Origin of the sequence: Sharpea porci (genome assembly GCF_009695655.1) — a bacterium.
GTDB lineage: Bacteria > Bacillota_I > Bacilli_A > Erysipelotrichales > Coprobacillaceae > Sharpea > Sharpea porci.
In genome coordinates, this window is the sequence record NZ_VUNM01000012.1 from 29,628 (window position 1) to 50,788 (window position 21,161).

The window sequence follows — 21,161 nt, forward strand, 5'->3', positions numbered from 1 at the left end:
ATGTAATGAAAGGCAAAAAATTATTTATCATTTATCAAATAGGTAGAATTGCGACAGTGATAATTCTTATTCTTTTTGTGATTCTATTATTCTTCAAAACACAAATACTTCATGCTATGAATATGTTTGGTTTATGTATTGTGATTTTCTCCTGCCTTATACTTGAAGTCTTCTGTATTTTAGCTTTAAATGCTTATGTCAGAAATAAAAGTATGACTCTAACCAATGAAGAGCACTTATCCTATGTGTCATTGTTGACTCATAAGGTCTATAAGAGAAATAAGAATCTCAAGGCCTATGGACTGCTCTTGATGGCGCGGGATGCACTTCTTTTGCGAAAAGAGAAAAAGGCACAAGAAATCTTGGAATCTATTGAGTTGGATCATTTAAATCCAGCCCAACAAAAATTATATTATCTCATACAAGTTGTTCTCAATGTGCTTTTTAATCAGGAAACCCATGATGATCTTATTCGCTATAGTGTGATAAAATCAAAAAATAAACAATATCCAGATGAGGATAGGGTTAATAAGGCTGTCGAAGAAAAACATCATGATGAACTCATCAAGATGATCCAAGAAACAAGAAAAATGCAACATATCCCATCTTATCTTTTTCTTCTATTAGGACTGATGATCTTTCATATTATCTTCTACATAGGCTTATCATCGCAATTAAAGACAGGATGGATATTAAGGCCAAGATATGCTTTATATGCCTCTTTGATTTCCTATTTACTCTATATTATATTGTCAGGATTTGTGCTTTATAAAGTTTATCAGCTTCGCAAAAAGCATCATGAGCTTTCGGCTTTGAATAAAGCCATCCATGTCATAATCAGTGGGTTCTTAATGCTTGTTGTCGTTGTCCTTTGCGGTTATTTTGGGATTGTTTCACTCTTTTTAAATGATGTTGATGAAAAACAAGTTGCTCATCATGCACCAAATAGTTATGCATCATGGCAGTATTATGAAGTCATAAATAGCAATGGCTATACTTCTACCAAAGATTACTACTATAGTCAAGATGGTCTCTTTTTCTTGCACGCAAGTCGTCCTGTTAGAAAAAATACACAAGCCAATCAAACAACGCCATCACCTCAAACATCCGCACAACCTGTTCAAAACTCGCAAAGCGGAGCACTTGAAAGCAATCAGGCAATTCTTGCAGTTTATCATCTAATTGAAAAAGAAAGTCTACTTGATCATATGCAACTGGAATATTTATATGATGCCAAAGGCAATATCTATGCAAAAATTGGGCAAAAAGAAGAAAATGGCAAAACTTATTCTTATACGCTTAATGACAATGGTATAAAGAGTGGACAGCGTGAAATTGTCTTAGAAAGACAAAGTGGAAATGAAGATGTACAACTCGTTGACTTCTATTTATTTGATGGTCAAAAGGTAACGGATGAACATAAAACAAGTTGGTAATATTTATATAAATTAAATTGTTTGCAATATATATTCTTTATGCTATACTGAAGGCACATAGAAGGAGATTATTTATGAGTATTATTACAGAAGTATTAGCCGTATTGGTTGCTTTAGAATTTTTCTATATTATGTATTTGGAAACATTTGCGACAACAAGCGATAATACAAGTCAGGTCTTTCAGATGACAAAGGAAGAATTATCAAGAGATTCCGTCAAGACATTATTTAAGAATCAGGGGATTTATAATGGGTTGATTGGTGTCTTGATCTTATTGGCATTATTTGTCTTCACAAGTAAGATAGCTATTATGATCTTGATGGGTTATATTATTCTTGTGGCTCTTTATGGCGCTATCACAAGCAACCCAAAGATTTTATTGATGCAAGGTGGTCTTGCGATTCTCACATTAATAAGTACATTATTCTAAGATGGAATCAATCATTCCATCTTTTCTTATGGTCATATTCAGGACATATTTCTTCGATAGATTGATTGCGAGGTGAGCGTATGTTTACAAGCCAGGTTGATATGAAAATGGTTCTTGAAATCAACAAGAGCCTTAGAGACCACCACTTACAAAGTGAAGTCCATACCTATTCCGGCTGTGCCACATGTGGTTTAAGGCTAGAAAGAAAAAATGGTGAAGATATCAATTATATTCTTAATATCATCCAAGCCTATCTTGATAGAAAATGGATGAAAGTTACATTGAATGCCTATGATGAAGAGATGTTGTATATTAATTCTAAGTTTGAATAATCTATCATCTAGTATTGAATACAAGATGTATTGACATTAAATATCAAAAGTGTTATCCTACATCCAGGAGGCGATAGTATGGAACGAACAAAACTAAAAGACCGAGTCTTGCCAAGTTATACAAAAGGTGAAGAAATCTTCAATATGGTGACACATATTATCGGTGGGGCAATGGGCGTTGTTGCATTAGTGCTCTGTATTATCTTTTCAGCACTTCATCATGATGGCTATGCCTTAGCCGGCAGTATTGTCTATGGCTTAAGTATGATTATTCTTTTCACGATGTCATCGATTTATCATGGTATTAGTCCTAAACATCAAATTGCGAAGAAAGTCTTCCAGATTATGGATCATGATACAATCTTTGTCTTAATTGCAGGGACATATACACCTATTTTACTTGTGACGATTCGTGAAGCTGATCCGTTCTGGGCGTGGATGCTTTTAGCGATTGTCTGGGGTATATCTATTTTAGGTATTGTTTTAAATTCTATCGATATTGAACGCTTTAAAGTATTCTCTATGATTTGTTATTTGGGATTAGGATGGTGTATTGTCTTCAAATTTAATTTGCTGCTTTCCCATATGGCACTTAATGGTATTATTTTGCTTGTTGCTGGTGGGATTGCTTATACGGTTGGATGTATTTTCTATAAGCTTGGTGATACAAAGAAATATATGCATTCAATTTGGCATATTTGGATTCTTATTGGGGCATTATACCATTTCTTGACAATTTTACTCTATGTCATCTAACTCAATTCTATATTGAATTGAGTTTTTTTCATGAACCCTCTATAATAGTCACGAAGGAGCTTACTATGAAAATATCTAATCGTAATAAAATATTGTATTTATTAACTATTGTTGTTGTTCTTGGGGGTGACCTTCTTACCAAGACAATCATCAATCACCAAATGAAACTAGGAGCAAGTTATGAACTTATTCCCAACTTCTTCTATTTTACGAATATTCATAATACAGGTGCTGCCTGGGGTATATTTGCTGGACATATAGAATTCTTTTATGTCATTACAGCTATTGCGGCAATAGCAATTGTCTATTATTTTTTACATTCAAGTGAAGATCAGGTAATTTTTCGCTATGGGCTTGTTCTGGTCTTTGCTGGTTTATTAGGAAATCTTTATGATCGTATTGTTTTTCAATATGTTCGTGATTTTCTTGATTTTATTATTTTTGGTTATGATTTCCCAATCTTTAATGTAGCGGATATGGGCGTGGTGATTGGGATGTTTTTAATCATTATTGATTTATTAATAGGAGAGTATAAACAATGGAAATTCAATCAATCACACCCACAATAGAAGAGAAGGGAATGCGTATTGACAAACTTCTGCAAAAGCATTTTGTTGATGAAAGTCGTACAACCCTGCAGAACTGGATTAAAGAAGGGTGCGTTTCTATCAACAATCAACCAGTTAAGGCAAGTCGCAAGGTGGAAGTCAATGAAGTGATTGCTGTCACTATTCCTGAGCCAGTGGATACTACAATTGCTCCAGAAAATATTCCTCTTGATGTTGTCTATGAGGATCATGATGTGATTGTTGTTAATAAGCCATCAGGAATGATTGTTCATCCAAGTGCAGGAATCTATTCGGGGACCCTTGTCAATGCCTTGCTTTATCACTGTGATGATTTATCGAGTATTAATGGCGTTAATCGCCCTGGTATTGTTCATCGTATTGACAAGGAAACAAGTGGCTTGTTAATGGTTGCTAAAAACGATAAGGCGCACCGTTCATTGTCAGCACAGCTAGAAGAACATAGCGTGATTAGACGTTATGTGGCGCTTGTACATGGTGTTATTCCCCATAACAAGGGACGTATTGTTGCACCGATAGGCCGTGATCCAGAAGATCGCCAGAAAATGACGGTGACGGATAAGAATGCTAAAGAAGCCATTACAAACTTCACTGTGCTTGAGCGTTTTGATGATATGACATTGATTGAATGTCGTCTTGAGACAGGAAGAACACACCAGATTCGTGTTCATATGCAGTATATTGGCTATCCTGTTTATGGCGATCCTAAATATGGAAGACGTTCAGATGATACCAGTCATGGCCAGTATTTACATGCCAAGATTCTTGGTTTCAAGCATCCAACAACAGGCCAGCAAATGCTTTTTGAAGCAGACTTACCGGATTACTTTGAAGAAAAGATTGAAGAATTAAGACAGGTGAAGAAGAATGGCTAATACAGTATTATCGTGGGATGAGTACTTTATGGGAGTTGCCAAGCTCTCAGCTTTACGTTCGAAAGATCCTAATACACAAGTAGGCTGCTGCATTGTCAATGCCAATAACCGCATTGTCGGAGTGGGTTATAATGGCATGCCATGGGGTTCAGAAGATAGTCATATGCCATGGAATGTTCGTACTGGCTCATTAGAAGAGACAAAATATGCTTATGTTGTTCATGCGGAATTGAATGCTATTTTGAATTCAACGGCTGATTTACATGGCTGTCGCCTTTATGTCTCCTTATTTCCATGTAACGAATGTGCGAAGGCTATCGTTCAGGCTGGGATTAAGGAAATTATCTTTGAAGATGAAAAATATAAGAATACACCGGGGGATATTGCCTCAAAGCGCATTCTTAAAGCAGCAGGTGTGAAATGTCGCAAAGTCCCTCATCTTGATGTTCAGGTGACAAGAGGCTAATATGCAGTATTCACATATCGACTTACATATGCATTCATCATGCAGTGATGGCAGTGATGATCCATTATTGTTGCTGAAGAAGGTTGAAGAAGCTCATATCCATACATTTGCCTTGACAGATCATGATACAATCAAGGGGAATGCGCTGATCAGAAGCCATGTGCCTTCTTCGATGACCTTTATCAATGGCATAGAGTTTTCTACAATCACACCTATCCGTCAAGCCCATATTCTTGGCTATGGCTTTGATGAAACAAACCCACAACTTATCGAAGCTATACAAAAAGGTGAAGCTTTACGTAAACATAAGCTAGAAGTCCGTCTTGATTATTTAAAACAACAGGGTGTCATCCTGAAAGTGGAAGATATTGCTTATTTAAGAAATTTGGATGTAGCTGCTAAACCCCATATTGCTCGTGTTTTAATGAAGAATGGCTATGGAACAACAATCACTGAAGCTATCAATACTTACTTAACGGGCTGTCCTCAAGAAAATGATCGCTTGGATGCGAAAACAGCCATACAGGCAATAAAAGCGGCTAAAGGCACGGTCATCTGGGCGCATCCATTGGGTGGGGAAAATGTCAAGCGAATGAGCGAAGAGCGATTCTATAAACAGCTCAACTTTTTACTTGAGGCTGGCATTGAAGGACTGGAAGTCTATTATTCACGCTATAATCAGGAAGAGGTGCATTTTCTTGAGGGAGTTGCTAAGAAATACCATTTATTGATAAGTGGTGGAAGCGACTATCATGGCAAGAATAAGAATATTCATCTTGGCGAACTTAATGCTTTTGGACAGGAGATTGTCAAGGAAAAGTTAAGTTTGTTAGAAAAAATGTAATTTTTTAAAAAAGTATTGATTCTGTTTTCACTTCTTAGTGCTTTCGTTATACTGAGCTTAAAGAAGGTGAAGATATGAATAACAAGGCTTATGAAAGTGGCTATCTTGAAGGAAAGAGCGAAGGCTTTGAACAAGGGGTTAGCTATGGGGCAAACCGAATGTTTGAAACAATCTTCACGGCATGTCAGGAGAATGGGCTATCGCTAAAGAAACTCAAGAAGATCCAAAAAGAATTCTTTGATTCATTAGAGGCAAGTAATGGCGATGAGAATATTGCTGATTTTACAACAGCTGATGAAGTAGAAGAATTTAATGATTGAAGGTTGGAGGAATAGTTATGCATATTGTATTAAGCATTCTTGCTCTAGTTGGGGCAGCAATATGTCTTTATATCACGGTAAAATGCTTCATGTTGCATAGTCAAATTGAGGCATTTCATGCTTCAAGTCTAAGATATCTTGAAGAAATCCAGGAAGTGAATAAGGAGCTTGATGAGGCTGAGGAGAATTTGCAGGCATTAAATCATGCAATTGAACTCACCAATAAAATAGCCGTTAAGATCAAGACGTTCCTGGATAAATTTTCATTTTAATTGTTGACAAATACAAAATGCGTGTTTATTATAGTCGTAAATAAACAAACTTGGTGACGAAGAGAGTAGTCTTGCTTGAGACTTATAGCGACCTAGTGTTGGTGAAAGACTAGGAGAGAGAGCAGGATGAACCGCACTTCTGAAAGGTTTGCCTGAATGAGTAGGGCAAAAGGTATTCCGCCTTAAGGACAGAGAGGATTCGAAGGAATCAAGAAGAGTGGTACCGCGTACTTATTACGTCTCTTGCATATGCAAGAGACGTTTTTCGTTATTAAGTAAAGAGTGTAGGGGGATAAAGATTATGAAAACAAGAAAATTATTAACAATTGCTTTAACTGGTGTCGTTGCTGTTGGTTTAGTTGGTTGTGGTTCTTCAGGAGATAAAGCATCAAATGGTAAGAAAGTTGTGACTGTTGAAATTGCAACTTCTCCAGACTATCCACCATATGAATCATTGGATAAAAAGGGAAATATTATTGGCTTTGATGCTGATATGGTGAAATATCTTGATAAGGCCATGGATACAAAGGATACTGATTATAAATTCCATTGGAATCAGATGAGCTTTGATAATATCATCAGTCAGATTCAGGCTGATCAGGTAGATTTAGGTATATCAGGTTTCACTTATGATAAGAAGAGAAAAGTAGAATGGTCTAATCCATATACAGCAACAGCGCAGGTTGCTGTTGTGGCAAAGAATTCTGCTATTAACTCACCTAAGGATCTTGAAGGTAAGAAACTTGCTGCTCAGGCTGGTTCAACTGGCGAAGAAGCTGCTAAATCAGTTAAAGGTGCGCAAGTCTCTACTGTCAAGAATGCCCAGCAGATTTTCCCTGCTTTAACAGCTGGTCAGTATGATGCCATTATTGTTGACTTAGCCGTTGCTAATGAGTATGCGAAAAATGGTGCTTATAAAGTACTTGATCAGTCATTGTTGGATGAAAAAAATTACATTATCGCTAAACAGGGCAATAAGGATTTAATCAAGGCTGTCAATGCTGGCTTAAAGAAATTCATGGCTAGTGATGATTATAAGACATTAACTGATAAATATGGATTAAAAGCTTACAAGGCTTAATCCTTGAAGGAGGAATTCAATGTTTCCAGCATTCAGTAAAGTTGTAACATTAGATAATTTATTCATTTTACTTAAGGGAGCACTGCTGTCATTAGGCCTGGCAGCAGGTTCTCTTTTAATCGGTTTAGCTATTGCTATTCTGATTGCCTTATTACGTTTTTCAACAAAGAAGATCTGTCATATTATTGCCAATATCTATGTTGAATTCTTTAGAGGCACACCAATGCTTGTTCAGATCATGTATCTTTTCACGGTTGTGCCTATCGTTATTTCCATGATTGTAGGACATCGTGTCAGAATCAATCCAGTGATTGTTGGTCTTATTGCCTTAAGTCTCAACTCTGGGGCTTATCAGGCAGAATATATCCGTGGAGGCATCAATGGGGTTGACAAAGGGCAGAAAGAAGCTTGTGAAACACTTGGCTTATCACGTACAGATATGATGCGTTTTGTTATTTTGCCACAGGCATTCAGACTAGCTATTCCTTCTATGGTGGGAGAATTCGTAACATTGATTAAAGATTCATCATTGCTAATGACAATTGGTGCTCTTGAACTTTTTGGTCAAGCGAATAAGATTGGTAATATCTACTATGATTATATGACACCAGAAACGATTTCTATTTTCTATTATCTCATTATGACATTAACAATTTCTTATTTTGCAAGAAAACTAGAAAAGAGGTTAGCAAGAAGTGTCTAATACAACAATGATTAAAGTAGAACATATCTCCAAGCAATTTGGCTCTTTAAAAGCACTTGATGATGTCTCTTTAGAAGTCTCTAAAGGTGAAATTGTCTGCTTGCTTGGTCCTTCAGGCTCAGGCAAGTCAACACTCATCCGTGCCATCAATGGTCTAGAAACACCAGAAAGTGGAAAGATTTATTTTGAAGGCGAAGAATATGACAAGAATAATGCTGCAAAATATCATCAGCAGCGCTTGAAGATGGGCTTCGTCTTCCAACATTTCAATCTTTTCCCTAACATGACTGTTTTAGAAAACCTGACATTAGCCCAAATCAGAGTCAAGAAGGTTGATGAAAAACAGGCAAAAGATACAGCTATGCGTTATTTAACACGTGTCGGATTAAGTGATAAGCGTGATGAATATCCTAATAAATTATCAGGTGGACAAAAGCAGCGTGTAGCGATAGCAAGAAGTCTTTGTATGAATCCTGATATTATGCTTTTTGATGAACCAACAAGTGCGCTTGATCCGGAAATGGTTGAAGAAGTACTTGAGGTTATGCAGTCGCTTGGCAAGGAAGGCATGACAATGATTATTGTCACACACGAAATGGGCTTCGCACGTACCGTAGCTGATCGTGTTGTTTTCCTTGAAGATGGCCATATTGTAGAAGAGAATGAAGCAGAGGCATTCTTCAGCCATCCACAAAGTGAACGCGCCCAGCTATTCTTAAGTAAGGTTATGCATCAGTAATGAAATTATCAAAATTTGATACAGAAATCTGGATGACTGATCATGAAGGGGATTGTCTTTATAATCTTGCGGATACATGTGTTAAGCCAATGACCATCAAAGATCTCGAAGAACTTATTCATCAGGATCTGTCTGAAGATATCAGACAGATTCTCTTTGATTATGGTCCTATTACTGGCAGTGATGCATTGAAAGATGAAATTCTTAAAATGTATGAAACAGGGACAAGGGATAATATTACAATCACAAATGGAGCTGTAGCCGCAAATCATCATGTGATGATGACGCTGTTAGAACCAGGTGATCATATTGTTGCTTTGACCCCAGGTTATCAGCAATTCTATAGTTATCCTGCATCAATTGGGTGTACGTATGACCTGATTGAGCTTAAAGAAGAAAATCATTGGCAGCCTTCTCTTGAAGACTTCAAAGCTGTCATGAACGAAAATACCAAAATGTTCTGTCTGAATTCACCAAACAATCCTACAGGAACTGTCCTTAAGAAGGATTTCCTAGAAAAGCTTATAGCATTAGCGAGAGAATATGATTGTTATATCTTGATTGATGAAATCTATCGTGGACTCAAGAAGAATCCCGAACCAGCCATTTCAGATATTTATGAAAAAGGTATTTCAACGAATTCTTTAGCCAAACTCTATTCTTTTGCAGGACTGAGACTTGGCTGGGTCAAGGGCCCTCAAGAAGTTGTTGACGCCATAAACTATCGTCGTGATTATACAATGATTTCAACAGGTGCATTTTCTGACTATATGACAAAGGTCATCTTAGAAAATAAAGAAGCTGTTCTAGAAAAGAATAGAATGATCATCGATAAAAACAAAGCAATACTTCGTAAATGGCTAAAAAATGAAAAGAGAGTAACTTGTGTGATTCCTGATGATGGAACAGTATGCTTCTTGCATTATCATCTTGATTATCCTTCAGATCAACTATGTATTGAACTGCAAGACAAATATGGTGTCTTCTTTGTGCCAGGTTGCTGTTTCAATAAGGAATATCATTTACGTTTTGGCTTTACGAGTTCGCCTGAAAAAGTCGAAAAAGGCCTTGCGTTATTCTCTCAATATCTTGATCAATTAGCGGCTGAGTAATTCAGACGCTTTTTTAAAATAATGCTTTATTGTCATGCCTGAGTTATGTATAATTGAATGTTGTAGAAGGAAGTGTAACTATGGAATTGAATCCCAGACATTTGCCCAATGAGATCAATTTCCTCATTCATTCCAAAGCATATGAATTTGGAAGGGAAGGCATACAAAAAATAGATGCCAACGATATCAAAGATTATTTATATCACGTTTCATGGCGCAATAAAGAAGAAATAGAGTTATGTGATATGGTGGATGACATCATGTCTTTATCATTCTCTACGCTTTTTGATTACATGAAAGCTAAAGTCATTAAGGAAGCTCAAAGTAAGGATATTTCTGACTTTAATGACTTAATTTTCAAATAACTGTTTGTGCAGTTATTTTTTCTTTTTGGAGGCAAGATGAAATATATCAAAGATACATTACAACATACTGATCAAGTCATGCAGACTTATCATGTCAACTCTTTATTAGCAAAAGTTATTGAGAGTAAGAATATGGGATTAAGTGAATATGAGAAGTTTGTCTCACCCCATCTTATTTATCATGACTTTTCTTTATTTTCTGAAGCTGATCTCGCCTTAGAGCGTATTCAACATGCGATTGAACAACATGAAAAGATTGCCATTTATGGGGATTATGACTGTGATGGCATTCTTTCAACAGCGATTCTTGTTCAGGCTTTTAAGGAATTGGGTGTTGAGGTTGGTTTTCATATCCCAAATCGTTTTACGGATGGCTATGGCTTAAATGTCAAAAGAGTGAAACAGATGGCAGAAAAGGGCTATTCATTGATTATTACAGTGGATAATGGCATTAAGGCGAATGAGGCTGTTGCAGAAGCTAGTCGCTTAGGAGTCGATGTTATTATTACTGATCACCATGCTTTTAGTGAAAGTGATGAATTACCTGATGCTCAAGCAATCATTCATACAAAGATGTCCGTTGATTATCCGTTTAAGGAAATATGTGGGGGCTTTATTGCTTATAAGCTCGCAAGTGCTTTATTACATCATCATGACAAATATCTCTATAGCCTTGCTGCTATAACGACTGTTTCCGACATGATGCCATTAGTTGACGAGAATCGCAGTGTCGTAAAAAGAGGCTTGCAATTTATGAATGAAGAGCATTATGAAGCACTTGAGCTTCTTAAAGGTCAGGGTGACTATTCGACGACTATGATTGGCTTTACGATTGCACCAAAGATCAATAGCTTTGGCAGACTGCCAGAACAAATCAATCCTAACAATCTTGTCAAATATTTCTTAAAAGAAGCAGATCCAAGACTAAGAAAGGCAGTAGGAATGAAGGCTGTTGAAATTAATGGCTTGCGTCAGGTTATGACAACAAAGGCGTATCAGGAAGCTTTAAAAGAAGCCCATGATAAATGCATGTTCTATGCTTCAAGTGATATACATGAAGGCATTGTTGGACTGGTTGCTGGCAAATATGCCCGTGAATTTGAACGCCCAGCTTTCGTCATGCATTATGATGAAAAAAAGCATCTTTATAAAGGATCAGCAAGAGGTGTGAACGGCTTTAATCTTTATGATTTCCTGACTCAGAATGCGAATCTTTTAGAAGCATTTGGCGGACATGCCATGGCTGGCGGGTTTAGTGTCTCAGAAGAACATTTTAACGATCTTCGTCTTGCGCTCTTAGAATATATTGGCGACAAGACATTTAGAAATGAAGAGCTTGTCATCCCAGTAGATAAAGAGGAATTAAGTGTTCCTGCTGTTGCTTCTTTAAGCCTGCTTGAGCCTTTTGGCCAGCTAAATGAAGCACCTGTCTTTCTTTTGGAAGATGTTCATATTGATGAATATCGACTGCTTTCTGAAGGCAAACATTTACGTATGAATATGCATACGTCAAATGGTGAAGTTGCTGCTTTATATTTTAACCAAGGCAAACAAAAAGAGAGTCTAGAGAGTCAGGATTCACTTAATCTAGTAGGATCGTTGTCCATTAATGAATTTCGAGGTCATCAAACGGTTAATTTGATTGTTAAAGATGTGGTTAAAGACTTATAGGAATTACGTTGTTCTTATTCATCGTTCTTTCCTTTAAGAATAAAGGATGTTATAATACACAGTGTGTATAGGAGGAGAAGTTTTATGGATTTAGAAAAATATGTTGCCAGCATTCCTGGTTTTCCAAAAGAAGGAATTATCTTCAGAGATGTAACACCAATGTTACAGGATGCTGAGGCATTTAAAGAATCAGTGAAACAGCTTGCTGGTTTTGTTAAGAGTGAAGATGTTGATGTTGTTGTTGGTCCAGAATCAAGAGGATTTATTTTTGGTTGTCCAGTAGCCTTAGAACTCAATGCTGGATTTGTACCAGTAAGAAAGCCAGGCAAGCTTCCACGAGAAGTTGTTAGCTGTAAATATGATCTTGAATATGGATCAAATGAAATTCAGATGCATAAGGATTCTATTAAGAAGGGCCAGAAAGTCTTTATTGTAGATGACTTACTTGCAACTGGTGGTACAGTTGAAGCGGCTATTAAGCTTGTGGAAGAAATGGGCGGCGAGGTTGTCGGCTTGGCGTTCGTTATTGAATTAGTTGACCTGAAAGCAAAAGAAAAATTAGAATCTCAAGGCTATAAGGTTTATTCAATTCTACAGTATTAATTCAGGAAGAGACGGCATGTCTCTTTTTTGATAAGGGGGTGTGACATATGGAATATAAGCATGCAGGAGACAATGTAACATATGAAGACGTCTTAGGGTTGGTAAAGACATATATTACTGATCCTGACTCATTAGCAATCATCCAGAAAGCTTATGACTTCATCATGGTGAAACATGCCACACAGAAAAGAAGAAGCGGGGAACCCTATACAGTGCATTTGATATGGGTTGCCTATATCTTAGCAACATTGCAGACAGGTCCAAAGACGATTGCGGCTGGCCTGCTCCATGATGTCATGGAAGATTGTGATGTGCCACGAGAGGAAATGGTGGAACGTTTTGGCGAAGAAATCACAACGCTTGTTGAAGGGGTAACCAAGATCAACAAGATGCCTTATATGGAAGAAAGTGAAGTCTATGCCGAAAATCATCGTAAAATCTATATTGCGATGGCTAAGGATATCCGTGTCATCTTGATCAAGCTTGCTGACCGTCTGCATAATATGCGTACATTGCAATATATGCCACCAGCCAAGCAACAACGTATTTCACGTGAGACTCTGGAAGTTTATGCGCCCATTGCTCATCGTCTAGGTATCAATGATATTCGTATTGAGCTTGAAGATCTTTGTCTTTATTATCTTGATCCTAAGGCTTATAAAGAAATTGCTGATTTGTTGGATGAAAAGCGTAGTGAACGTGATGCGGCTATTGAGAAAATGAAAAAGTCTGTTGAAGCATTGCTTGATGAGCATCATATTTCCTACCACATTAAAGGAAGAGCAAAACATATCTATTCCATCTATAAGAAGATGGTCATTAAGCATAAACGATTCAATGAACTCTATGACTTAAATGCTTTGCGTATCATTGTCAAAGAGAAAGTCACCTGTTATGAAGTATTAGGCTTAATTCATGAGAAGTATCGTCCCTTACCAGGACGTTTTAAGGACTATATTGCGATGCCTAAGCCTAATATGTATCAGTCCTTACATACGGCTGTTATTGGTGATGATGGCTTGATTTTTGAAATCCAGATTCGTACTGAAGAGATGGATGAACTTGCTGAACGTGGTGTGGCTTCTCATTGGCGCTATAAAGAAGGTGTCAATTACTCGGCTAAGGAAGAACAGAAGGAAATTGGTGAAAAATTACAATGGCTTTCTGACTTTATTACCATCAGTGATGAAGTCAAGGACGAAAAGGCACAGGAATATTACAACACACTTAAACGTGATATTTTTGAAGCGAATGTCTATGTCCTCACGCCTAATGGAAAAATCGTTGAACTGCCTAATGGCTCTACACCAATTGATTTTGCCTATCGAATACATACCGAAGTAGGCAATCATACAACAGGGGCAATTGTCAACAATGTCATGGTGCCTATTGATACAACCTTGAAGACAGGCGACGTTGTTAAAATCATGACCAGCAATCAAGCCCATCCAAGTGAAGACTGGTTAAAGATTGTTCGCACAGGCAGTGCAAGAAATAAGATCAAACAGTATATTGTCAAACAGGAAGCAGAAGATAAAAAAGAAATCATTGATGAAGGACGCAGAATCTTACGTGAAGAAATCCGTAATCGTGAACTTGATGAAAAGACCTATCTTGATCCTGAGACATACCGTTCGAAATTCAGTGAAATTGGCTGTCGTAACTTTGATGAAGTGCTGGTTGCTATTGGCAAGAAACAAGCCACAGCAGGCAGTTTGCTTGACCATGTTGTACCGGAGAAAAAAGGCTTTATTGAAAACCTTTCACAGATTATTCGTAAGAATAATAATCGTGAACAGGCTGAAGCCAAACGCAAGAAATCCATTGGTGTTGCTGTTGGCAATTTGACAGGTGGTGTTATGATGAGCTTGTCAAAGTGTTGTAATCCAATTCCTGGTGATGAAATTGTTGGCTTTGTTTCTAAGGGCCAGGGAATAAAGATTCACCGTGCTGATTGTCCTAATGTAAAAAATGTTGATCCATCACGTCTTGTCGATGTTTATTGGGATTATGCAAGTATTGAATCAAAACGTTATAATGTTGATTTAGAGATCATTGGTTTGGATCGTCCTAATTTATTAAGTGATATTGTAACGGTTCTTGGAACTTGTAATGTTAATATTATGAATATTAATGCGGGAATTGCTGACTTGGATGCAGATATGAATATTACCATTTCTGTTGACTCGGCAGAAAAGCTTCAGAATACAATCGATAATTTGAATAAAATTCATGGTGTTGCTGAAGTTAAGCGTGTCATCCATTAAGTGTGATATTGCTTTTTAAACAACTTTATATTATACTGAGTGCATATTCGAGGAAGAAGATTAAATAGTGGATTTTTTCTAGAGACGTTATGGCTGGTGAAAATAACGAAAAAGAAGCTATGGGACACTTTGGAGAATGCTTTAAAAAAGCACGTGACTCGCGTTAAGAGTTAAAGGGCATACCGAGAGGTATGAACTAAGGTGGTACCGCGTTGAAACGTCCTTAGATAAGGACGTTTTTTATTTTGATGAAAGAGAGGAATGCAAATGAATTATAAGGCACCTAGAGGTACAGTCGATATTCTACCAACTGATTCTGGTAAATGGCTGAAACTTGAAAGAATTCTACGTACAATTGCTGATAACTACAATGTCAAAGAAATGAGAACGCCAATCTTTGAGCATACAGAATTATTCAATCGTGCAGTTGGTGATACAACTGATGTCGTTACGAAAGAAATGTATAGCTTTAATGACAAGAAGGGACGTTCAATCACATTAAGACCAGAAGGTACAGCAGGCATTGCCCGTGCCTATGTCGAAAACAAGATGTATGCCTGGCCAGAGAAACTGACTAAGGTCTACTATATGGGACCAATGTTCCGTTATGAAAGACCACAGTCTGGTCGACAGCGTCAGTTCCATCAGTTTGGTGTGGAAATGCTGGGTGTGGAATCCCCTTATGTTGATGTGGAGTGCATGCTGATGGCATTAACTGTTGTGAAGGCTTTGGATATCAAGGATGTTACATTGCATATTAACTCTTTAGGTGATGATGCATCACGTGAAGCTTATCGTACAGCATTAAAAGATCATTTCAGACCACATCTTCATGAATTATGTGAAGATTGTAATGACCGTTTTGAGAAGAATCCATTAAGAATTCTTGATTGTAAGGTGGATCATGACCATCCTAGTATGGCAACTGCGCCAAAAACAATTGATTATCTATCAGAAGGGGCAAAAGCACACTTTGATAAAGTATGTCAGCTCTTAGATGAATTAGATGTCGATTATGTCATTGATACGAATTTAGTAAGAGGGCTTGACTACTATTCACATACAGTCTTTGAACTCATTAGTGATGATCCTAAATTAGGTGCTGGTTCAACAGTAGGTGGCGGGGGACGCTACAACGGACTTGTTGAAGAAGTTGGTGGACCAGCAACACCTGGTGTTGGTTTTGCTTTTGGTATGGAAAGACTGATGCTGGCAATGGATGATGAGATGAATGAAGATGCTGGTATTGATGCCTATATCATGCCTCTTGGAGATGATGCTAAGGATTATGCTATGCAGCTTATCACAATCCTTCGTGCTCATGGCTTCTGCTGTGACATGGACTTTGTTGGCAGAGGGCTCAAAGGCCAGTTTAAGTCATCAGATCGTTTCCATGCAAAATATGCCTTAATTATTGGTGATGATGAAGTTAAGAATGAAATTGTCCAGGTAAGAGATAATGAAACAAAAGAGCAGGAAGCTGTCAAGGTTGAAGAATTAATTGCCTACTTAGATCAGAAGATGGGAGTATAGTTATGAAAAGAACACATAATAATGGCGAACTGAGAATCAATCATGTTGGTGAAAAAGTAACATTGATTGGCTGGGTTGCAAAGAAGAGAAATATGGGAGCTATTGTCTTTATCGACTTAAGAGACAGATATGGCTTGACACAGATTGTATTTAATGAAGAATTTGCTTCAAAGACAAAAGATATCAAGAACGAATATATTTTACAGGTTACAGGTACTGTTGTTGAACGTTCAAGTAAGAATCCACACATGCCTACTGGTGACATTGAAGTTGATGTAGAAGATTTCACTGTTGTCAATACAGCTAAGCAGCCACCTATTATTGTTGCGGATGAAACAGATGCAAGTGAAGAAACACGTATGAAATATCGTTATCTAGATTTAAGAAGACCTGTGCTTCAAAACAAGATTATGACACGTGCTAAAATCGTGAAATCCATTCATGAATTCTTAGATGGTGAAGACTTTATTGAAATTGAAACACCATATCTTAACCGTTCAACACCAGAAGGAGCAAGAGACTTCCTTGTCCCTTCACGTGTACATAAAGGATCATTCTATGCCTTACCACAATCACCACAGCTCTTTAAGCAGTTATTGATGGTATCAGGATTTGAAAAATATTATCAGATTGCAAGATGCTTTAGAGACGAGGATTTAAGAGCAGACCGTCAGCCTGAATTTACACAGGTCGATGTGGAAATGAGTTTCATGGATACAGATCAGATTCTTGATTTAGGTGAACGTCTTGTCGCTAAAATCATGAAGGATGTTAAAAATATTGATATCCAGTTGCCATTACGCCGTATGACATGGCATGATGCTATGGAAAAGTATGGTATCGATAAGCCTGATACACGTTTTGGCTTAGAACTTGTGAACTTAAATGAAACAGTGAAAGATGTTGATTTTGCTGTCTTCAAGAGTGCTTTAGAAGCAAATGGCCATGTCAAAGGTATCAATGTCAAGGGTGAAGCAAGTCACTTTAGCCGTAAGAAGATTGATGCCTTAGGTGAAATTGCCAAGAAGTATAAAGCTAAAGGCTTAGCTTGGTTGAAGGTCACTGATGAAGGCGTCAGTGGTCCAATTGCGAAATTCTTCAATGAAGAACAATTGGATCGTCTGCTTAAGGCAATGGATGCTAAGGCTGATGACTTATTGCTTTTTGTGGCTGATTCACATTATATGGTTGTATGTGATGCTTTAGCAGCTATTCGTAATCATTTAGGTAAGGAACTTAAGCTTTATGATCCACATACATTTGATTTCTTATGGATTGTTGATTTCCCAATGTTTGAATATTCTGAAGAAGATGGTCGTTATTATGCAATGCATCATCCATTCACACGCCCAAAGGAATCAGATCTTGATAAGATTCTTACTGATCCCGCACACTGTCTTGCAGATGCTTATGATATTGTCTTGAATGGCTTTGAACTTGGTGGTGGTTCACAGCGTATCTATGATGAAGAATTACAGGATAAGGCTTTTGAGGCTTTAGGATTTACTGAAGAACGTATTAGAAGTCAGTTTGGCTGGTTTGTTGATGCCTTCCAGTATGGTGCTCCACCTCATGGCGGTTTTGCCTTAGGTCTAGACCGTGTGGCAATGCTTCTGACTGAATCTGATTCATTAAGAGACGTTATTGCCTTCCCTAAGAATACAAGTTCAAAAGACCCAGTAACGGATGCACCAGGCACAGTTGATGATGCTCAGCTTGATGAATTAGGCATTGCAGTAAAGGAAGGTGTTCTTGATGGTGAATCAGAATAGATTGGAACGTGTTATAAAACGTATGCAGGCAAGACATATTGATCATATGCTTGTCACTGATCCAACTTCTATTGATTATTTGTTGGATTATCTCAATTATCCACACGAAAGAACCTATGTGATGGCGATTAGTGTGAATGGCCATCACCAGCTCTTCTTCAACAATCTCTTCTTTGTGGATCATGATTTAGGTATACCTATTACATGGTTCAGTGACGCAGAAGATTCGCTTGGTATGATTGCCAACTACTTAAGAGAAGATGGGGCAAAGGCTATTGGTGTAGATAAGAATATGGAAGCAAGATGGCTTTTACCGCTGATGAATGCATTGAGTGATGCCACTTTTACTGTTGCTAGTGAAGTTGTTGATTTAGTAAGAGGTGTCAAGGATGAAAAAGAAATCGCCTTGATGAAGGAAGCTTCAAAAATCAATGATGCAGCAATGGGTTACATGGCTCGTACACTAGCAAGTGGCCAATATACTGAAGCGGAAATGGATCCACTTCTTCTTGCTTTCTATAAAAGCCAAGGAGCAAGTGATCATTCATTTGAACCTATTATAGGCTATGGGGAAAATGGTGCTAACCCTCATCATATGAATGATGATACTAAGCTTAAGCCAGGGGATTCTATTATTGTCGATCAGGGATGTTTATATCAGGGCTATTGTTCTGATATGACACGTACATTCTTCTATAAAGAAGTCTCTCCAAAACAGGAATATGTTTATAATCTTGTCTTGAAAGCACAATTAGCTGCTGAAGCGGCCATCAAGCCAGGTGTAGCTTTAGCGAAGATTGATAAGATTGCTCGTGATATTATCACCGAAGGTGGCTATGGCAAGGAGTTCAACCATCGTTTAGGACATTTTATTGGACGTCTTTGTCATGAAGCGGGGGAAGTGAATGCAACCTCTCCAATCATAGCGGAGGAGGGTATGATCTTCTCGATTGAACCAGGTGTCTATATTGAAGGTGAATTTGGTGTGCGTATTGAGGACTTAGTCCTCGTGACAAGTGACGGCTGTCAGCCTCTTAATAGCTATCCAAAGGAATTAACTGTTATCGGCAACAAATAAATAAGAAAAAAGGGATTGCATTTGACAAAGTCATAGCGTAGGCAATCCTTTTTCTTTTGTTGAGATATATGTCTATGATAGAATAGAAACAGGAGGAAAACACATGAAAAGAATTTTCAAACTCTTCATCTTCATACTAATACTGATCTTCCAGATTCATCCTGCATATGCAAGTGGAGATGCTATCAATCAGCTGAATATTGATGTTGTGATTGATCAAAGCGGAGATGCTACAATTACAGAAACCATTGACCTCATGGCTTCACAGGGCTCAGAATTCTATCAGGTCATGAATCGCATGAATCAAAAAGAGCTTAAGATGATCTCGGTTGTTCGTGATCAAACAGTGCAATATGCCCCATTGGAAGACTGGGATCCTGATGCTCTTACACCTGAACAAAAATACAATCATTTTGGTATTCATGATAAGGGTAATACCAACTATGAATTATGCTTTGGCATTGATCATCAACAACATACCTATACGATGGTTTATCATGTCACGCATTTCGTCAATCAATATAAAGATGCAACAGGCATCAATTATAATTTCTTTGAACTCAGCATACCTGTCAAGAAAGCCAGCATTGTCATCAGTGCACCACAGGAATTCCACAAGAATAATACAGAAATCTATGGTTTTGGTTATGATGGACAGGCGAATTTTGAAGCAGGTAAGATTAAGATGGTTTCTTCAGGCGACATTAAGCGTATGCAGCTATTCTCAAAGACAAGTATTCCTTTTGCAAGCTATGATACAACATATGATCAAAAAACATATCAATCGCTTTTAAAAGACGCTAAAGAGGGCAGTGATTATGATGATGGTGTGAGTGTTCTTGCCATCTTTATGGGCATCTTTGTCTTTATTCTCGCTGTTGTTGGTGTGCTGCTTTATGCACTTGGAGAACAAGGAAATGAGCATATCAAAAAATATATAAAGCTATCTAAGAAAGATAAAGAGAATCTGCCTAGCTTCCATGACATCCCTACCCATTATCTTCTTTATGCTGATTTCTTAGTCAATCAGACAGGGCTTAATAAGAAATACCACAATCCTAAGCTTATTGCTGCTTATATGCTAAAGATGATCAGGGATCATCATGTTGTATTTGAAGGTGAGAAGAAACAGTATACTGTTGTTTTTGTTGAGCCACCAGAAGATGAAAATGCAAAAGAACTCTATGAAATCATGCATGAAGCAGCTAACGATGAAAATAAAGCTACTAGAAAAGCATTAGAAAAGCATATGAATAGTCGCTATAAGTTGCTTTATAACTGGTTTGATCATCTGTATTTACATCAGAAAACATATCTCCATGATCATGGTCTTCTTCATAAGAACAAGATTGATGCAAAAACTGTTGAAGATATCCATCATACTTATGGCCTCTATAAATTCTTAAAAGATCAGGATAATATGGATGAAAAGAAAGTGCTTGATGTTATGCTTTGGGATGATTATCTTATCTATGCAACACTCTTTGATATTGCTGATGAAGTTAAGAAACAGCTTGGTGAAGTCCATCCAGATTACTATCAACAAAGTGTCTATCAGTCTGACTATGATACCATTTACTGGTCTATGCTCTGGGCAAACAGTGTTATGCGTGCTTCCAATAGCGGTTATTCGCTCCATGAACAACAAGTTCGCAGCAGTGGTGGCGGGGGCTGGTCTTCCATGTCTGGTGGAGGCGGTTTCTCCTCAGGAGGCGGAGGCGGTGGCATTCGCTAATTGATTTGAATGATATGGTCCACATATCATTCTTTTTTATTGTTTAAAAGCACTAATTATGACCATAAAGACGTCTATTTCTAAGATGATTTTGATAAATGAAAGAAAATGAAAGAAACTTTCATAAAAGATTTCAATGCGTTTACATTTATGGTAAAATCTTTAACGAGGTGAATAAAACAT

22 protein-coding genes and 2 other annotated features are annotated in these 21,161 nt (G+C 37.5%); all 22 genes read left to right on the forward strand.

Going from position 1 to position 21,161, the window contains the following annotated elements:
- Positions 1–5: 5 nt before the first annotated feature.
- The gene (locus tag FYJ79_RS06595; RefSeq protein ID WP_154515737.1) at positions 6–1,436 is read left to right on the forward strand and encodes a hypothetical protein; all 1,431 of its coding nucleotides are present in this window, start codon (positions 6–8) and stop codon (positions 1,434–1,436) included.
- A gap of 74 nt (positions 1,437–1,510) precedes the next feature.
- Complete coding sequence (locus tag FYJ79_RS06600; protein ID WP_154515740.1) at positions 1,511–1,867, forward strand: DUF1304 domain-containing protein; 357 nt, start codon at positions 1,511–1,513, stop codon at positions 1,865–1,867.
- An 80-nt stretch (positions 1,868–1,947) separates the two neighbouring features.
- Complete coding sequence (locus tag FYJ79_RS06605) at positions 1,948–2,199, forward strand: RDAC family protein (protein WP_154515743.1); 252 nt, start codon at positions 1,948–1,950, stop codon at positions 2,197–2,199.
- A gap of 78 nt (positions 2,200–2,277) precedes the next feature.
- Positions 2,278–2,955 (forward strand): PAQR family membrane homeostasis protein TrhA, encoded by a 678-nt coding sequence (gene trhA / locus FYJ79_RS06610; RefSeq protein WP_154515746.1) that lies wholly within the window; start codon positions 2,278–2,280, stop codon positions 2,953–2,955.
- Positions 2,956–3,020: 65 nt separating this feature from the next.
- Positions 3,021–3,524 carry a signal peptidase II gene (gene lspA / locus FYJ79_RS06615; protein ID WP_154515749.1) on the forward strand — a complete coding sequence of 168 codons (504 nt, stop codon included), beginning with the start codon at positions 3,021–3,023 and terminating at the stop codon, positions 3,522–3,524.
- Positions 3,494–4,417 carry an RluA family pseudouridine synthase gene (locus tag FYJ79_RS06620; protein ID WP_154515752.1) on the forward strand — a complete coding sequence of 308 codons (924 nt, stop codon included), beginning with the start codon at positions 3,494–3,496 and terminating at the stop codon, positions 4,415–4,417. The genes lspA and FYJ79_RS06620 overlap by 31 nt, the downstream gene beginning before the upstream one ends.
- Positions 4,410–4,883: a deoxycytidylate deaminase gene (locus FYJ79_RS06625; protein ID WP_154515755.1), complete on the forward strand. Its 474-nt coding sequence runs from the start codon at positions 4,410–4,412 to the stop codon at positions 4,881–4,883. The genes FYJ79_RS06620 and FYJ79_RS06625 overlap by 8 nt, the downstream gene beginning before the upstream one ends.
- Before the next feature lies 1 nt (position 4,884).
- Positions 4,885–5,727 carry a PHP domain-containing protein gene (locus FYJ79_RS06630; protein ID WP_154515758.1) on the forward strand — a complete coding sequence of 281 codons (843 nt, stop codon included), beginning with the start codon at positions 4,885–4,887 and terminating at the stop codon, positions 5,725–5,727.
- Positions 5,728–5,801: 74 nt separating this feature from the next.
- Positions 5,802–6,047 carry a hypothetical protein gene (locus FYJ79_RS06635; protein WP_154515760.1) on the forward strand — a complete coding sequence of 82 codons (246 nt, stop codon included), beginning with the start codon at positions 5,802–5,804 and terminating at the stop codon, positions 6,045–6,047.
- Between the two features lie 17 nt (positions 6,048–6,064).
- The gene (locus tag FYJ79_RS06640) at positions 6,065–6,319 is read left to right on the forward strand and encodes a hypothetical protein (RefSeq protein ID WP_154515763.1); all 255 of its coding nucleotides are present in this window, start codon (positions 6,065–6,067) and stop codon (positions 6,317–6,319) included.
- Between the two features lie 44 nt (positions 6,320–6,363).
- Positions 6,364–6,566, forward strand: a binding site (T-box leader).
- A gap of 54 nt (positions 6,567–6,620) precedes the next feature.
- Positions 6,621–7,400, forward strand: a complete 780-nt coding sequence (locus FYJ79_RS06645; protein ID WP_154515766.1) for a substrate-binding periplasmic protein — start codon at positions 6,621–6,623, stop codon at positions 7,398–7,400.
- A 19-nt stretch (positions 7,401–7,419) separates the two neighbouring features.
- Entirely contained in the window at positions 7,420–8,103 is a 684-nt protein-coding gene (locus FYJ79_RS06650) for an amino acid ABC transporter permease (protein WP_154515769.1), read from the forward strand.
- Positions 8,104–8,110: 7 nt separating this feature from the next.
- Complete coding sequence (locus FYJ79_RS06655; RefSeq protein WP_154515819.1) at positions 8,111–8,842, forward strand: amino acid ABC transporter ATP-binding protein; 732 nt, start codon at positions 8,111–8,113, stop codon at positions 8,840–8,842.
- The gene (locus FYJ79_RS06660; protein ID WP_154515771.1) at positions 8,842–9,954 is read left to right on the forward strand and encodes an aminotransferase class I/II-fold pyridoxal phosphate-dependent enzyme; all 1,113 of its coding nucleotides are present in this window, start codon (positions 8,842–8,844) and stop codon (positions 9,952–9,954) included. Before FYJ79_RS06655 ends, FYJ79_RS06660 begins: the two co-directional genes overlap by 1 nt.
- Before the next feature lie 80 nt (positions 9,955–10,034).
- Complete coding sequence (locus FYJ79_RS06665; RefSeq protein WP_074731892.1) at positions 10,035–10,319, forward strand: post-transcriptional regulator; 285 nt, start codon at positions 10,035–10,037, stop codon at positions 10,317–10,319.
- 36 nt (positions 10,320–10,355) lie between these two features.
- A complete protein-coding gene (recJ, locus tag FYJ79_RS06670; RefSeq protein ID WP_154515774.1) occupies positions 10,356–11,990 on the forward strand; it encodes a single-stranded-DNA-specific exonuclease RecJ in 1,635 nt (544 codons plus the stop codon).
- Positions 11,991–12,074: 84 nt separating this feature from the next.
- Positions 12,075–12,593 (forward strand): adenine phosphoribosyltransferase, encoded by a 519-nt coding sequence (locus FYJ79_RS06675; RefSeq protein ID WP_154515777.1) that lies wholly within the window; start codon positions 12,075–12,077, stop codon positions 12,591–12,593.
- A 47-nt stretch (positions 12,594–12,640) separates the two neighbouring features.
- Positions 12,641–14,860, forward strand: coding sequence for a RelA/SpoT family protein (locus FYJ79_RS06680; protein ID WP_154515780.1), 2,220 nt, complete (start codon positions 12,641–12,643; stop codon positions 14,858–14,860).
- A gap of 41 nt (positions 14,861–14,901) precedes the next feature.
- Positions 14,902–15,088: a binding site (T-box leader), on the forward strand.
- 39 nt (positions 15,089–15,127) lie between these two features.
- Positions 15,128–16,393 carry a histidine--tRNA ligase gene (gene hisS / locus FYJ79_RS06685; RefSeq protein ID WP_154515783.1) on the forward strand — a complete coding sequence of 422 codons (1,266 nt, stop codon included), beginning with the start codon at positions 15,128–15,130 and terminating at the stop codon, positions 16,391–16,393.
- Positions 16,394–16,395: 2 nt separating this feature from the next.
- Positions 16,396–18,165, forward strand: a complete 1,770-nt coding sequence (aspS, locus tag FYJ79_RS06690) for an aspartate--tRNA ligase (RefSeq protein WP_154515786.1) — start codon at positions 16,396–16,398, stop codon at positions 18,163–18,165.
- Entirely contained in the window at positions 18,149–19,243 is a 1,095-nt protein-coding gene (locus tag FYJ79_RS06695) for a M24 family metallopeptidase (RefSeq protein ID WP_154515789.1), read from the forward strand. Before aspS ends, FYJ79_RS06695 begins: the two co-directional genes overlap by 17 nt.
- Before the next feature lie 103 nt (positions 19,244–19,346).
- The gene (locus FYJ79_RS06700) at positions 19,347–20,978 is read left to right on the forward strand and encodes a DUF2207 family protein (protein ID WP_154515792.1); all 1,632 of its coding nucleotides are present in this window, start codon (positions 19,347–19,349) and stop codon (positions 20,976–20,978) included.
- Positions 20,979–21,161 lie beyond the last annotated feature (183 nt).

Bases quoted from the DNA above. Each gene is read 5' to 3' on its own strand.
- FYJ79_RS06595 (WP_154515737.1), top strand. From the start codon at position 6: ATGAAAGGCAAAAAATTATTTATCATTTATCAAATAGGTAGAATTGCG.
- FYJ79_RS06600 (WP_154515740.1), top strand. From the start codon at position 1,511: ATGAGTATTATTACAGAAGTATTAGCCGTATTGGTTGCTTTAGAATTT.
- FYJ79_RS06605 (WP_154515743.1), top strand. From the start codon at position 1,948: ATGTTTACAAGCCAGGTTGATATGAAAATGGTTCTTGAAATCAACAAG.
- trhA (WP_154515746.1), top strand. From the start codon at position 2,278: ATGGAACGAACAAAACTAAAAGACCGAGTCTTGCCAAGTTATACAAAA.
- lspA (WP_154515749.1), top strand. From the start codon at position 3,021: ATGAAAATATCTAATCGTAATAAAATATTGTATTTATTAACTATTGTT.
- FYJ79_RS06620 (WP_154515752.1), top strand. From the start codon at position 3,494: ATGGAAATTCAATCAATCACACCCACAATAGAAGAGAAGGGAATGCGT.
- FYJ79_RS06625 (WP_154515755.1), top strand. From the start codon at position 4,410: ATGGCTAATACAGTATTATCGTGGGATGAGTACTTTATGGGAGTTGCC.
- FYJ79_RS06630 (WP_154515758.1), top strand. From the start codon at position 4,885: ATGCAGTATTCACATATCGACTTACATATGCATTCATCATGCAGTGAT.
- FYJ79_RS06635 (WP_154515760.1), top strand. From the start codon at position 5,802: ATGAATAACAAGGCTTATGAAAGTGGCTATCTTGAAGGAAAGAGCGAA.
- FYJ79_RS06640 (WP_154515763.1), top strand. From the start codon at position 6,065: ATGCATATTGTATTAAGCATTCTTGCTCTAGTTGGGGCAGCAATATGT.
- FYJ79_RS06645 (WP_154515766.1), top strand. From the start codon at position 6,621: ATGAAAACAAGAAAATTATTAACAATTGCTTTAACTGGTGTCGTTGCT.
- FYJ79_RS06650 (WP_154515769.1), top strand. From the start codon at position 7,420: ATGTTTCCAGCATTCAGTAAAGTTGTAACATTAGATAATTTATTCATT.
- FYJ79_RS06655 (WP_154515819.1), top strand. From the start codon at position 8,111: ATGATTAAAGTAGAACATATCTCCAAGCAATTTGGCTCTTTAAAAGCA.
- FYJ79_RS06660 (WP_154515771.1), top strand. From the start codon at position 8,842: ATGAAATTATCAAAATTTGATACAGAAATCTGGATGACTGATCATGAA.
- FYJ79_RS06665 (WP_074731892.1), top strand. From the start codon at position 10,035: ATGGAATTGAATCCCAGACATTTGCCCAATGAGATCAATTTCCTCATT.
- recJ (WP_154515774.1), top strand. From the start codon at position 10,356: ATGAAATATATCAAAGATACATTACAACATACTGATCAAGTCATGCAG.
- FYJ79_RS06675 (WP_154515777.1), top strand. From the start codon at position 12,075: ATGGATTTAGAAAAATATGTTGCCAGCATTCCTGGTTTTCCAAAAGAA.
- FYJ79_RS06680 (WP_154515780.1), top strand. From the start codon at position 12,641: ATGGAATATAAGCATGCAGGAGACAATGTAACATATGAAGACGTCTTA.
- hisS (WP_154515783.1), top strand. From the start codon at position 15,128: ATGAATTATAAGGCACCTAGAGGTACAGTCGATATTCTACCAACTGAT.
- aspS (WP_154515786.1), top strand. From the start codon at position 16,396: ATGAAAAGAACACATAATAATGGCGAACTGAGAATCAATCATGTTGGT.
- FYJ79_RS06695 (WP_154515789.1), top strand. From the start codon at position 18,149: ATGGTGAATCAGAATAGATTGGAACGTGTTATAAAACGTATGCAGGCA.
- FYJ79_RS06700 (WP_154515792.1), top strand. From the start codon at position 19,347: ATGAAAAGAATTTTCAAACTCTTCATCTTCATACTAATACTGATCTTC.